At 56.9% G+C, this 13,314-nt stretch carries 13 protein-coding genes; 4 read left to right on the top strand and 9 right to left on the bottom strand.

The window, feature by feature from the left end; genetic code table 11:
• Positions 1–188: 188 nt before the first annotated feature.
• The 3 genes from ABD796_RS10490 to ABD796_RS10480 form a co-directional block, all read right to left on the bottom strand.
• Positions 189–596, bottom strand: coding sequence for a DUF3397 domain-containing protein (locus tag ABD796_RS10490; protein WP_344907024.1), 408 nt, complete (start codon positions 594–596; stop codon positions 189–191).
• A gap of 40 nt (positions 597–636) precedes the next feature.
• Positions 637–1,635 (bottom strand): ketopantoate reductase family protein, encoded by a 999-nt coding sequence (locus ABD796_RS10485; protein ID WP_344907021.1) that lies wholly within the window; start codon positions 1,633–1,635, stop codon positions 637–639.
• Positions 1,636–1,809: 174 nt separating this feature from the next.
• The gene (locus tag ABD796_RS10480) at positions 1,810–2,463 is read right to left on the bottom strand and encodes an RsfA family transcriptional regulator (RefSeq protein ID WP_344907018.1); all 654 of its coding nucleotides are present in this window, start codon (positions 2,461–2,463) and stop codon (positions 1,810–1,812) included.
• Positions 2,464–2,730: 267 nt separating this feature from the next.
• Here ABD796_RS10480 and ABD796_RS10475 point away from each other — a divergent pair, with 267 nt between their 5' ends.
• Positions 2,731–2,961 carry a DUF2626 domain-containing protein gene (locus ABD796_RS10475; RefSeq protein ID WP_344907015.1) on the top strand — a complete coding sequence of 77 codons (231 nt, stop codon included), beginning with the start codon at positions 2,731–2,733 and terminating at the stop codon, positions 2,959–2,961.
• A gap of 73 nt (positions 2,962–3,034) precedes the next feature.
• On the opposite strand, the gene ABD796_RS10470 is transcribed toward ABD796_RS10475, so the two are convergent.
• Positions 3,035–4,162 carry a class I SAM-dependent methyltransferase gene (locus ABD796_RS10470; protein WP_344907012.1) on the bottom strand — a complete coding sequence of 376 codons (1,128 nt, stop codon included), beginning with the start codon at positions 4,160–4,162 and terminating at the stop codon, positions 3,035–3,037.
• A gap of 271 nt (positions 4,163–4,433) precedes the next feature.
• Between ABD796_RS10470 and ABD796_RS10465 the strand changes: the two genes are divergently transcribed.
• On the top strand, positions 4,434–5,513 hold the full coding sequence (locus tag ABD796_RS10465; RefSeq protein WP_344907008.1) for a coiled-coil domain-containing protein: 1,080 nt from the start codon (positions 4,434–4,436) through the stop codon (positions 5,511–5,513).
• A gap of 17 nt (positions 5,514–5,530) precedes the next feature.
• On the opposite strand, the gene ABD796_RS10460 is transcribed toward ABD796_RS10465, so the two are convergent.
• The gene (locus tag ABD796_RS10460; RefSeq protein ID WP_344907005.1) at positions 5,531–6,880 is read right to left on the bottom strand and encodes an extracellular solute-binding protein; all 1,350 of its coding nucleotides are present in this window, start codon (positions 6,878–6,880) and stop codon (positions 5,531–5,533) included.
• Positions 6,881–7,166: 286 nt separating this feature from the next.
• Between ABD796_RS10460 and ABD796_RS10455 the strand changes: the two genes are divergently transcribed.
• Positions 7,167–7,643, top strand: a complete 477-nt coding sequence (locus ABD796_RS10455; protein WP_344907002.1) for a hypothetical protein — start codon at positions 7,167–7,169, stop codon at positions 7,641–7,643.
• Between the two features lie 10 nt (positions 7,644–7,653).
• On the opposite strand, the gene ABD796_RS10450 is transcribed toward ABD796_RS10455, so the two are convergent.
• Complete coding sequence (locus tag ABD796_RS10450) at positions 7,654–8,517, bottom strand: AraC family transcriptional regulator (RefSeq protein WP_344906999.1); 864 nt, start codon at positions 8,515–8,517, stop codon at positions 7,654–7,656.
• 210 nt (positions 8,518–8,727) lie between these two features.
• Here ABD796_RS10450 and melA point away from each other — a divergent pair, with 210 nt between their 5' ends.
• On the top strand, positions 8,728–10,026 hold the full coding sequence (gene melA / locus ABD796_RS10445; protein ID WP_344906996.1) for an alpha-glucosidase/alpha-galactosidase: 1,299 nt from the start codon (positions 8,728–8,730) through the stop codon (positions 10,024–10,026).
• Positions 10,027–10,129: 103 nt separating this feature from the next.
• Here melA and ABD796_RS10440 read toward each other — a convergent pair whose 3' ends face one another.
• From ABD796_RS10440 to ABD796_RS10430, 3 genes are read right to left on the bottom strand one after another with little or no spacing between them, the layout of a single operon-like run.
• A complete protein-coding gene (locus ABD796_RS10440; RefSeq protein WP_344906993.1) occupies positions 10,130–10,963 on the bottom strand; it encodes a carbohydrate ABC transporter permease in 834 nt (277 codons plus the stop codon).
• A 33-nt stretch (positions 10,964–10,996) separates the two neighbouring features.
• Complete coding sequence (locus tag ABD796_RS10435) at positions 10,997–11,950, bottom strand: carbohydrate ABC transporter permease (protein ID WP_344906990.1); 954 nt, start codon at positions 11,948–11,950, stop codon at positions 10,997–10,999.
• Between the two features lie 18 nt (positions 11,951–11,968).
• Positions 11,969–13,261, bottom strand: a complete 1,293-nt coding sequence (locus ABD796_RS10430) for an ABC transporter substrate-binding protein (RefSeq protein WP_344906988.1) — start codon at positions 13,259–13,261, stop codon at positions 11,969–11,971.
• Between the last annotated feature and the right edge of the window lie 53 nt (positions 13,262–13,314).

Here is a 13,314-nt window from a genome sequence, read left to right as displayed (position 1 = left end):
TACCGATATGCACAATACGATTGTACACGGAAGGGCAAATTTCGTCAAAGAACATCCGCCTGATCTTGGGCAATTGGTTTTGCGCCGCAGCCCGATTTCCTTAACGCGCCTCCGGTGGGACGGCAAACGGCCTTTCGTCGATCCGGGCGGATGACGGAAGGCCGTTACAATCGGAGGCGATTGCCTCCTTACACCGATACAATCGATTTGATGAGACCGATAATCAGCAGCAGCACGTAAACGGCGCTCAACGTCAGGAAAGCAACCCTCCAAAGCAGCCTTATAATGCGCTTGTGATTGATCTGGCCTTTGAGCCGATATTGAAAATTGCCGAGCAGTCCATACCCGACCAGAAACAGGAGCAGGATGAAAAAGAAGCCAAAGTTGGTGCCGAACAATTGCTTGAATATCATCGAAACGGAGCCGATCAAAAGCAGCGTCGTCACATCCATCGCCAGCTTCGTCGCCCGCTTGCCGTCTCTATGCCACACATACCCGCCGATCCATAGAAGAAAAAACCATAAAAAAGGGACGGTGGCGGTAAACGCGTAAATATGAATGAAAAAGGAAATGAAAAAGGAAAAGAGCTTGTCCAACCTGCACCACCCGGGAATCAGCTTGTTCAACCAGCAGCCGCTATGGATGCTCCTCCGGCGTTCCGGACGGTTCCGCGGCCTTTACCAATCGGTAGATCGTCTCGTGAAGCGGCAGCGACAGCTGCAGCCTAGAAGCGTTTTCAAGTATAGCGCCGTTGATCCAATCGATCTCGGTCATGCGGCCTCCGCTCAAGTCCTGAAGCATCGAGGAGGAGTTGGCCGCCGTGCGGGCGCACAAGTCGAGCAGTTGCTCCCATAAATCGCCGCGCGTGGCGATCCCCGCAGCGTTCGCTACGGCGATCCCTTCGTCAAGCAGCCCGCGCATCAGCCCCCGCCGAATATTCGTCTCCGGCAGCTCGCCATTGCGAATGCGCAGCAGGGCGGTCAGCGGATTGATTACCGCGTTAAGCAGCAGCTTGTTCCAAACGACCTCTCTCATTTGGTTCGACAGGAATGTGCGGAATCCTGCTTCCTGGAGCGCATTTTCCAGCATTTTTTGGGCAAATTCCGCGTTTTGCGGCGAAAATGAGCTGTTCCCGGCATCAAGCGCCGGACCGATCCGCGTTATGCCCTCTCCCGTGTGCGCTACCCGGTTTCCCGATAGCCGCTTGGCCCCCTCCGTCGTGACCGCCAAGTAGATCGCGTCCGGCGGCATATGCGCCGCAAGACGCTCCACGTGGCCGATGCCGTTCTGGAAGCAGAGCACGCGTCCCTTCTCCCCGGCCAGCCGGCTTACCGCTTGCAGCAGCCGCTCCGTCAGATGCTTCTGCTTTACCGTAAGCAGCACCCAGTCCGCTCCGCCGCCGTCATCGCCATTCCGGTCCGGCAGCGCCTGGGCCGTCTCCAGCTCCTCGAACGACAGCGCCGGAACGTCGCATACTGTCTCCTCTCCGCTTTCCGAGAGGATAAGGCCGCCCCCGTTCAATGCATCCGCCTGTTCCGCGGAATGAGCAACCAAGGCAATGTCCGCGCCCGTGCGCGCCAGCTTCGCGGTGACGAGCAGGCCGATGGAGCCCGCGCCTACGCATACGATTTTCATCTGATGTCCCCCTCCCCGTTGTCAAGAGTCTGTTTGTCCCGTTCATCGCCCTTGCCGCTACTATATCATATTCGGGCGGACGCAAAAAACCCGCCGCTGGTTCAGCGACGAGCTTGCGTTGAAACTGCGATACGACGGGGAGGCCAGCCGGCCGGCAGAGGCCCGGCAAAACGGTCAATCGATCCGTTCCAAATTTCCGTTCGCGTCCATCTTGAAACGATGCTTCTCTTCTTCCTCTTCAGCCAAAAAGGCCAGCTTGCGGGCGCGGTCCATAATTTGGATCAACGCCTTGTAATCGTCGTTGACGACGCGGTAGTCGGTCTGTACGTGGTTGATTTGTTTGTCGAGCTGTTCCTTGTCGCGGCGCAGATCGTCCAGCTCCTCGTCTTTCTCCCGGAGCTCCTTCTCCAGCACTTTGATCTGCCGGGTCATTTCCTGATAGGTTCCTTTCCACTGCCGCAGAAAACGGATCACCGCATCGATCGACAGCGTTTCCTCGCTCACCCCGTCCTGCTTCGAGGCGGAGCCGCCGATTTCCCCGGAATCAAGCAGCGCCACGGACGAAACCGAGGTGCCGGTGACGGCGTGTTTACGGTACTGGCTTCTTTTTTGCCTTTGGGCTTTCGCGATGGAGATCGCCGCATCGTATTTTTTGCGCACGCAGCTGTTCCAGCGGAATCCGCAAGCGGCCGCCGTTCTCCCTATCTTTTCCCCTACTTCTTCAAATGCAGCAAGCTGGGTGCCGCCTTCGCGGATATGGCGAAGCGTCACCTCGGCCAAAATAAGATCGTCTTCCTCGCTCCAAGCGTCTTGTCTAACCGCAGTCATGTTCGAAAACCTCCCAACAAACTAAAATCGCCACTACTTATCTCTATGCCCAAACTAGATTTCATAGAATCTATTTGATACTACTTGGTATTACCATTTTTTTAACCAAACATACATGTTTGCCGCCAACCCCGGTTATGCTAAGGACGAACGGAAAAAGTTTGCTAATTCGTCACGAATGCACGTTTACATTTTGAAAAGCTTACGGTTATAATGGACATTAGGATTTTGTGTACACGATCGTTCCATCAGAGAGGGGGAGTAATGGTGGCTCGCATGTTTAGAGTGCTCGGTTTCTGGACGCTCGCGATCGGTCTGATGGCGCTGGCTGGCGACATGAAGGAGATGGCGCTGCTGTTCTTTTTCCAAACCGCCGCTTTCGTTGTCTTGGGTTATATGAATCTGTCCGAACGTACGTATATTATGATTTTCTGGGGATACATGGTACTCTCCTTCGTCGGATTTACGTACTGGTCATTTTTCCAAATGGAACTGTAAAGCGGATCCCATCCGAAAGAAACAGGCAAAAAGGCGATCTATCCGGAGAGTTGGCGTACATAACCGGACAAGATCACCTTTTTTTCGTTTGCACTAATACTTTGAACAGCTCGCTCATCTGATCGCTGATCAGCAGCTGCCTCACCGCGCGGTTGCGCCGGGCCTCCGCGCTAAACGGGTCCGTCCCGTCGTGGGGGACAAGCAGCTCCAAAGCCCCCTCCTCCAGCAAAAACCGCTTTTGCGTCCGCAGCGACCATTCCGCGAAACCGGCTGCCTCCCCTGCCCGGATACATGCCGTGAAGTTGACATGGGCCGTCATATCCTGCTCGCCCGGATAATCAAACGGCTCGTCCGCCGCCCGGTGGCGGCGGTAGCACATCAACGTGCCCCGCATCCGATGGGCGGCGTACAGCTCCTCGGCCACGTCTCCGTAGTCGATGGTAACGAGCGCGCCGATGCGGATCGCGTCGCCCGCCCGCCGGATCCAGTCGGACGCCGCTGGATTGACCTCGATGACTTGCCCTTCCCGTACGGCTATCCCTTCCTCTTCCATATAGACGGCAGCCGGACTGCCCGGCGCCAGCGGCAGCAGCCTCTCCTCAAAGCGCCGCTCGCCTTCGTTCCACCCGACATGCCATTCGTACAGATCGCCGTCCTTCCGTTCGACCCGGTAAACGGGAAAAGCATCCAACAGCTCGTTGGAGAAGATTATGGAGACGCTCCCGCCCCCAGCCGCCTTCTCCGCACGCGTCCACTCTTCCTCCGCCATCACGCGGACACGCGCATGGCCGACGAGCGATTGCCGCTGTAGCTCGCGATGGTAGGCGCTGATCTCGATCAGCGTGTAATCGAGACGCGCGTACAGCTCCGGATGGAGCCGGGCGATCGTATCCAGCACGAGCGCGGCCAGCCGCCCAGTTCCGCCTCCCCATTCCACGATCGCGACCCGGCTGTCGCTCTCCGCCAGCTCCTCTGCCAGACGAATGAAATACGACCCGAGAACTTCCCCCATGATCGTGCCAATGGAGACGCTCGTATAAAAATCTCCGTCCTTCCCGACCTTGACCGACTCTCGGCTGTAATAGCCGTACGTCTCGTGGTACAGGCACAGGTTCATATAATCGCGGAACGGAATCGCCGCCCGCGGACTCGCGGCAATCTTCGCGCGAAGCAGCTCCGTCATGGATTCGGATGGTTTCATGAAAGTCTCCTTCGATTGCGTGTGACAAGCGACGATCCGGACCGGCCGGTTGGAACACGGAACGAACTGCCGTTATGAGAGTCAAGCTTTCCATGAGGTAAGCATAGCAAAAGGCGCGCCCTCTTTCCACCCTCTTGTCTGCGAACAGCTTCGAAACGCGGTCGAAATCCGGCGTGCTTGCTAGGCATTTTGCCAACCGGAAGCATAAATCTTCCTTTCATTCGATACATTTAGTACGAAGAGGACAAGGGATAGGACAGGGGGACAACCGATGCCGAACCGAAAGCGGGGCCTCATCGTCGTTGCGCTCGGCTGCCTGCTGCTCCATTCCGGCGCGAGCGCGGAAAACGCCCGCGGCATTCCGGACGAAGACCGCCGGGTGCTGGAGAAAGGGCTGACGGTGTACGAGCTGGACCGGGAGATCGGTCGGCTGGCGGACGAGGATAAGCGGCTGAACGCGCAGCTGCAGGAAATGGGGCAGCGTCTGGAGCAGACGGCCCGGCTTGCCGAGGAGCAAAGAAAAAAAACCGAACGAATAATCCGTTCGTATTATACGGGGCAACGACAATCCGTCTGGCTGGCGGCGCTGAACGTCCACTCGCTGCAGGACGCGCTGTACGTGTGGGATCAGCTGCAATTGCTGCTGGAGAGCGATAACCGCACGATCGACCGCTATATGTCCGATTACCGGGCGTTGAAGAGCGCCAGAGCCAAGCTGGAGGAGGAACGCGGCAAGCTTGCGGATACGCGGAACGCCTACGTTGCCGAGAAGGAGAAACGGCAGGCCGCTCAAAAGGAAATCGACCGGCTGCTGGCATCTGCCACCGAACGCGCCCGGCTGGAGCGGGAGCTGGAGGCGACCCGCCAGCAGTGGGAGGAACGCGGCCTCCCGCTGTTCCAACAATATTTCCGGGCGCTGGCCGACGTCATGCCGAAGCTGCCGGAACTGCTCGGGCAAAACAGCAAGCTGGTGTCATTCAAGGGGCTGGCGCCCAAGGTAACGATCGGCGACGAGGAGTTGAACAAGTTTTTGCAAGCCAAGAGCCCGTCTCTGACCGGCTTCTCCTTCCTGTTCGGCCATAACGTCATTACCGCCGGCGGTCAAACGGACGGTATGTCTATCACGCTGGAGGGGCGTTACGTGGTCGTGAACAAGCCGGTGAACGCCGTTCGCTTTACGATCGACAGCTTGACGTTCAACGGCTATTCCTTGCCGGAGAGCACGGTGAGGAGCATCGAACGGCAGTTCGATCTTTCGTTCTATCCGAACAAGCTGATGCCATTCTTGTACGCGTCCGAGGTGAACGTCGACAACGGCGTCATGACGGTTCAACTAAAAATAGGGCGATGAGGGTAGACCCTCACGCCCTATTTGGCCGTCGTCGCGGATGCCGGGGAAGCCGGCGGCCGTATCGCATTCCACTCTGCCACGGTGCGGTCGGCAAACGCCTTGAACGCCGTCTCGCCTTTCCATAGCGATTCCAGCTGCCCTTGCAGCGCCGCCATCTGCTTGGCCCGCTGCGGGACGCTCGGCAGGGCGTCGTCCTGATCGATATAGGCGGCTACGCTCTTGAACGCCGGGTCACTCTTGATGCTGGACACATAGATACCCGTTTGGGCAGGAAGCCCTCCCCCGACATTCCAGAACTTCAGCGACGCCGGGGTCGACACCAGCTCGCGGATCAAATCGAACGCTTCTTTGCCCGCTTCCGACTTGGCCGAGATCGAGAAGCTTTTGCCCGACAGCCACGGTCCTTTCCACAACTCCTCGCCCTTGGGCAAAGGAAGCGCGCTCATCGCGAAAGCCGGCGCATCGTTCTGCTTCCATTCGGAAAACGTCGTAATATAGCCCGTCAGCTTGCCCTGCGCCAGCTGATCCCACGGCTTGAACGTCTCGCTTGTGCGCGGGAACGACTTGGCCAGCGTCCTGGACTCCTCCTTCGCGGGGTCGCCCGGCTGGAACAGAAACGATTCCAGCGCCCGCTGCACGCCCGGATCGGCAAGCTCGAACGGAGCCGTCTTGGATACGGTTTTACCCCCTCCGAGCATGCGGGCGGCGCTGACAAATGCCCGGCTGTCGGTTACGTTCAAGTAGATACCGTATTTCCCTTCTTCCGGTTTATGTGTCAGCTTATGTAGCGCAAGCAGCTCGTCCGATGTGTTCGGAGGCTTCTCCCCCCATTCGGAAAGCCGCTTCGCATTGTATACGACGACGTAAGCGTCCAGATTTTTCGGAATGCCCCATACATAGCCGTTCCACTTCACTTGGGCAAGCGCCTGCTCCATCTGTTCGGCCTGCAGGGAGCCCGTTAACAGCGAATCGACCGGCTGCAGGTAGCCGAGCGCTGCGAATTCGCTTACCCAGCTGTTATCCAGCAGCATCACGTCGGGAGCTTCCCCGAGCTGAGCCGCTTTTTTCAGCTTGGCGTAAGCGTTCTCTTCCGGCATATTTTCCAGAACGACTTCGACGCCCGGATGCGTCGACTCGTATTGCTCCTTCAATTGCTGCAGCAAAGCAAACGGCTTGGACTGCATCGAAACGGCCATTCTCAGCTGTTTCTCCGCTTTGCCCGCGACCGGAGCCGGTTCGTTCACTTCACCGCCCGTTCCCGAGCTTGGCTTCGTCCGGATGCCGGGACCGCTGAACAACGCGGAAGCGAGTATGACGACGAAGCAGGCGGCAGCGACCAGCAGCAGCCAGTTTTTGTGGCGCAACACTTGTTTCCCTCCTCCGCAAACGATAGTACGCAAAAGGTTGCTAGGGCGAAAGACTTATTTTTAATACTATCTCAAAAGAGCGCTTTCGTGAACCTTTTTTTGCACAGGCGAAATTAAGCGGACGTTTCCGGCCCCGGCAGACGGTCCAAGAGCATAGTCGACAGACCGGAAACGAACCGTTACAATGGAAAAAAACGTCTCCTGGTGCAAACCGTACGTGCCACAAATACGGGATAAGGTTCGGCTTGCGCTTGTCGGACGCGAATTGGAGGATTGGAGGTTGCCCATGCTTGCATACGGTATTGCCATAGAGGCCGACGAAGACGGAGAAGCGCTGCTGGCTTCTCTGGAGCGCCGCGCGCGGATAGCCGATCGGGACAAGGAACTGCTTATTGTGGACGAGGAGACGGACGCGGACGCGCTGGAGGAGGGGTTGCGGGCGAGCGGCACGGTCTATGAGCGTTTCAGACTGCTGCGTCTGCCGCAAGGGGCTGAGGCTGCGCCGCAGGCGGTTGATTACGGCTTCGTCTCGGAGAAGGGCACCTTCTATTTGTACGCCCACTTATGCGCCGTGTTCCGCTTCGACGGCGGCTTCGCCGAAGCCGAGCCCGCACAAGCCGAAGAGCAGATGCAGGAGCACCTGCTCGCCCGCCTCCCGCTTCCCGGGGGAACGCGCTATATCGCGGACCGCTCCCTGAATGAGCTGATGCAAGGCATCGCCAAAGCTTACCGGTGCAAGCTCGCGTTCGAATACGGGGAATAGCGCCTTCCGCTTAATCGCTGCAATCGTAGATCGCCCGGCCCGAGGAGTCTTGGCGATATTCCGTCGGGGAGCGGCCGAACCATTTTTTGAACTGCTTGGAGAAGTATAGCGGATCGGCAAAGCCGACCGAGGCGGCCACCTGCTCTACCGTCAACGCTTCCCTCAGCAGCAGCTTGGCCCGCTCCATGCGGATTTTGAGCAAAAAATGCATCGGCGTCATGCCGGTATGCTGCTTGAACATTTTCGACAAATGCGTCCGATTGTACCCGAGCGACCGGGACATTTCCTCGATGGATACTTGCTGCGAATATTGGACCGACAGCCAGCGCATCGTCCGCTCGACCTGCTGCTCCACCGGACTTCGCCCCGCGCCCGCTCCTTCCGCTCGCAGCTCTCCGCCGCGCTCGTATTCGGCCAGCAGCACCCTCAGCAGCCCGGAGCTGCGCAAGTCGCAGCCCGCCCTCGCTTCCCCCAGAAGCCGTTCCATCTGATGAAACAAGGTGGCGGCCCTTCGATGCTTTTGCGGCTTGGCTATCGGCCTGTGGCGGGAGATGTCGAGCACGCTGAGCAGTTCCTCGGCGCGGTCTCCGCGGAAGCCGATCCACCGGTACGTCCACGGCTCCTCGCCGTCCGCCGTATAGCGGAACAGCTCGCCCGGGAAGATGAAGAAGCTGTCCCCTGCGGCCAGCTCGTACGTTCTGCCCAGGCATTGAAACGTCCCTTTGCCGGAAACAACATGATGAACGAGAAAGTAATCGTATACCTGAGGGCCGATATTATGACCGGGCAGCGTCTGTTCCCGGCCGCCGAACAGTACGACCAGCTCCCCTTTGCCCGGATGCGGATTGACCGATACCGAGAAACGTTTCTCCATGCTACATGCCGTCCTCTCCGGGCGGAATTCGCCCGTTATTTTCTCTACATCTATTAGATACGAAGCCGTCGGACAAATCAAGAACAAACTTTGGCTCACCCTGGCAGGACGCCGCATTGTTCCATGCGGAACACGCTTTTCTCCATATTCTTTTTTCCTTCCGGACCTTATGATTCAAATAGAAACGAGACAAGGGAGGATACAAATCCAATGCCTAAACTTACCTTTATTGGCGCCGGCAGCAGCGTCTTCGCGAAAAACGTCCTCGGCGACGCTATGATGACTCCAGCTCTTCAAGACTTCGAGCTGGCGCTGTACGATATTAATCCGGAGCGTCTCCAGGATTCCGAGAACATGCTGAATAATCTGAAAGCGACTTCCGGCAGTACGTGCCGCATCGTCTCTTACTCCGACCGTCGCGAAGCGCTTCGCGGCGCCAAGTACATCGTCAACGCCATCCAAGTCGGCGGCTACGATCCTTGTACGATTACGGACTTCGAGATTCCGAAGAAGTTCGGCCTGCGCCAGACGATCGCCGACACGCTGGGCATCGGCGGCATTTTCCGCAACCTGCGGACGATTCCGGTCATGCTCGACTTCGCCCGCGACATTCAAGACGTCTGTCCCGACGCGTTGTTCATGAACTACACGAACCCGATGGCCGTGCTCACCAACGTTATGAACACGGACGGCGGCGTCAATACGGTCGGCCTGTGCCACAGCGTCCAGGCGTGCATTCCGCATCTGTTCCGCGCGCTTGACATCGACCAAGAAGGCGTGCAGGCGAAGATCGCCGGCATCAATCATATGGCATGGCTGCTGGAAGTAACGCGCGACGGCGTCGACTTGTATCCGGAAATCAAACGGCTGGCCGCCGAGAAGCAAAAGGAAAAGCACAACGATATGGTCCGCTTCGAGCTGATGCTGCGATTCGGATACTACGTAACCGAATCGTCGGAGCACAACGCCGAATACCATCCGTACTTTATCAAGCGCAACTATCCGGAGCTGATCGAGCGCTTTAACATCCCGCTCGACGAATATCCGCGTCGCTGCGTCAATCAGATCGAGAGATGGAAAACGATGCGCGAGGAGCTGGTCAACGACAAAAACCTCGTGCACAACCGCTCCAACGAATACGCTTCCCGCATAATGGAAGCGATTGAGACGAACAACCCGTTCCGCATCGGCGGCAACGTTATGAACACCGGACTCATTACGAACCTGCCCAAGGAAGCCTGCGTCGAGGTCACCTGCCTCGTCGACCGCAACGGCGTGACGCCGACGTATGTCGGCGATCTGCCGCCGCAGCTGGCCGCGCTCAACCGCACGAACATCAACACCCAGCTGTTGACGATCGAAGCCGCGCGCACGCTCAAAAAAGATCACATTTACCATGCCGCCCTGCTCGATCCGCATACGTCCGCCGAGCTTTCGATCGACGATACGATCGCGCTTTGCGACGCCATGATTGAAGCTCACGGCGACTGGCTGCCGAAGTTCCAATAAAACCTAATCTAGGCAATCGAACGACGATAACAAGGCTGCATCCGGATTTTCGCAATCCGGGTGCAGCCTTTTCCTAATTGTTACCTTTTCCGCACGCCCTCTTCTATACCTTGATGCCCGAAAACGCGATGCCCTTGATAATGAACTTTTGCATGAGCAAAAAGAACAGCAGCAGCGGCACGGTCGCCATGACGGAAGCCGCCATCAGAAGCGGCTGCTCCGATACGTAGATGCCTTGCAGCGAGTTGATCCCGACCGACAGCACTTTCATGCTGTCGCTGTTCGTGACGACCATCGGCCACATGAAATCGTTCCAGCTCGACAGGATACAGAAGAACGTCAGCGCCGCCAGTCCCGGCATCGTCAGCGGCAGCATAATCCGCCAGAAGATGGTCCAGTAGCTGCAGCCGTCGATTTTCGCCGAATCTTCGAGCTCCTTCGGCAGCGACAGGAAAAACTGGCGCAGCAAAAACGTGCCGTAAGCGGAAAAAATGCCGGGAATGATAAGCGCCTTGTAGCTGTCCACCCATCCGAACAAAACCGCTTGGTAAAAATGCGGGATCAGCAGTACCTGGGAAGGCACCATCAAGATGGCCAAAATACAGACGAAAATAATATCCCTGCCGGGAAACTTCAGCCGCGCGAAGCCGAAAGCCGCCATGGCGCATAGAAACACTTGCGGAAACGTGCGTCCGACCGTTACCAGTATCGTATTCCAGTAATAGTGGCCGAACGGAATTTGCTCGAATATTTTCAAGTACCAAGAAAACTGCGGCTCGCTCGGGAACCAAACGGGCGGGATATGGTCCGCTTCCGCGTTCGTCTTGATCGAAGTCATGATCATCCAGAAAAACGGAAACAGCATGCTTCCGGCGCCGATCAGCAAAAACAAATGTATGCACAAGCGCGACCAGAGGCCCGTATGCTTTTCACCCATCGGATGGTAGTCCTCCTTTTGTACGTTGCTCCGTCATTCGTAGTGCACCCATTTTTTTTGCAAATACAGCTGCGCCATCGTGACGATAAAGATAATAACGAACATGACCCACGCCTGCGCGGAAGCGTAGCCGATTTTGAACCATTGAAACCCGTTCTGGTAAATGGAAAACACCGCTGTGCGCGTAGCGTCCTGCAGCACGCCGCCCGAGCCTCCGCCGGCCGTAACCGGCGTTAGCATGAACACGAGATCGAACACCTGGAATGCGCCGATCATGCTGGTCACCAGCACGAAGAAGATGGCCGGCGTCAATAGCGGAGCCGTGATGTGCCAAAACCGGCGCATGCCGGTCGCTCCGTCGATAGAAGCCGCTTCGTAGTACGATTCCGGAATGCCTTGCAGGCCGGACAGCAGGATGATCATATGGTGGCCGACCGCAGTCCAGATGGCGATAATCATGACGCTCCACAGCACGACATGCTCGTCGGCCAGCCAGCGGGGGCCTTGAATGCCGATTAAGCCGAGCGCATAGTTGATCATGCCGCTCTCGTAGTTATAAAGCCATTTCCATACGACCGCGATCGCGACCGGCATCGTCACCGACGGCAGGAAAAAGATGAGCCGGTAAGCCAGATTGCCGCGCATTTTGCGGTTGAGCAGGACGGCGACGATAATCGACAAGCCGATCGAGGCAGGTACGGTTACGGCCGCATAAAAGGTACTCGTCCGGATCGATTTGAGATATACCCGATCGTGAAACAGCTTCGCAAAATTGTCGAGCCCAATCCACTTCATCGCGTCCGAGCCGTCCCAGTTGGTGAAGCTGAGCGCCAGCGAAGCAATAAGCGGAATGATGCTGAAAATAATCAGGCCGATGCTTACGGGAGCGATGAAAAAATATCCCCATACCCGTTCGTTCTGCATTAGTCTGGACCATCCGGACCCGCGCGGCGGGCTGGAGGGGATTTCGGTTCGTACCGTATTCATGGGTCTCCCTCCGCTGCTCTATTTGCCGGCCAAAATGTTGTTCGCTTCGTCCTGCGCCGCTTTCATGCCGGCTGCCGGTTTTTCCTTATCCAGCCAAATGTTCGAGATATGGGCGCCGACCGGATCTTCCCATTCCACATGATCCGCTACCGGATAAGGGGTGGACGATTTGGTCATGTCGATGAACACCTTTAAGTTGTATGGCAGCGATTTGATCCAAGTGTCCTGCGTTCCGTTGAAGGCGGGAATGACCGAGCCCGCGTCCGCTTGAATCATCGCGACGTCCTTGGAGCCCAACCATTTGACGAATTCCCAAGCTTCGTTCGGCGCTTTCGTCTTGGCGTTGATCGTCCAGCCGATACCGTGAATAATATTGCCCTCCTGCTTCTGCTTCGGCAGTACAGCAACGTCGAGCTTTTCCTTCAGCGCGTCGTAATAGCTGCGGGCGTTCCACGAGCCTCCGAAAATCATCGCCACTTTACCCGACTTGAATAGCGGTCCCGGCTTGTTGTCGATCATCGTCTTGCCGTCCGGCGACACTTTATCCTTGTACATCATGTCGTAAAGGAATTGGACCGCGCCGACCGCGCTGTCCGAACCGACATCGGTCGTCTTCTTGTCCGCACTCACCAGCTTGGCTCCGTTCTGCACCATGAACGGGTAGATCGATTCCTGCGTATTGCTCATCGCGGCGAAGCCCCACTGCACCGTTTTCCCGCCTTCCTGGATCGTCAGCTTCTTCGCCGCCTCGAGCAGATCGTTCCAGGTCCAGGAGCCGTCCGGATATTTCACGTTGGCCTTGTCGAACAATTCCTTATTGTAATACAGGCCGATCGTATCGAAGTCTTTGGGCATTCCGTATATTTTGCCGCCGATCGAATACAGATCGACAAGCGATTTCGGATAATTGTCCATGCTGAAGCCGTCTTTTTTGATCAGATCGTTGTAGGCGAGCAGGAAGCCTTTGGACTGGAATTTGGGAAAATCGGGTCCGTCCATCCACATGATATCCGGCCCGCTGTTTGCAGCCAGAACAGTTTGCAGCTTCGTATAATATTGGCTGCCGGCGTTCATCTCCGCCGTTACTTTGATGTTAGGATGACCATCGTTGAACTTCTGCGTTATTTTTTCGATGACGTCCTGCTGCTTGGAGTCAGCATACCACAACTTCAATTCGACTTTCTTGCCGCTCGTATCGGCCGGTTTGGCGGACGAGCCGTCTCCGCTTTTGGGCGAACTGGAACCGCATGCCGTCAAACCGATGGCCAGACTGGAAATCGTCAACAGGTTCAAGCTTTTTTTAACATTCAATGAGAACCCCTCCACATGTGTCAATTCAATACGCGCCTTGAAATCACTTAATG

It is taken from the genome of Paenibacillus hodogayensis (genome assembly GCF_039536325.1).
GTDB lineage: Bacteria > Bacillota > Bacilli > Paenibacillales > NBRC-103111 > Paenibacillus_AB > Paenibacillus_AB hodogayensis.
The sequence above is the reverse complement of the archived record's forward strand: the minus strand, read 5'-3'. Positions and strand labels throughout refer to the sequence as shown.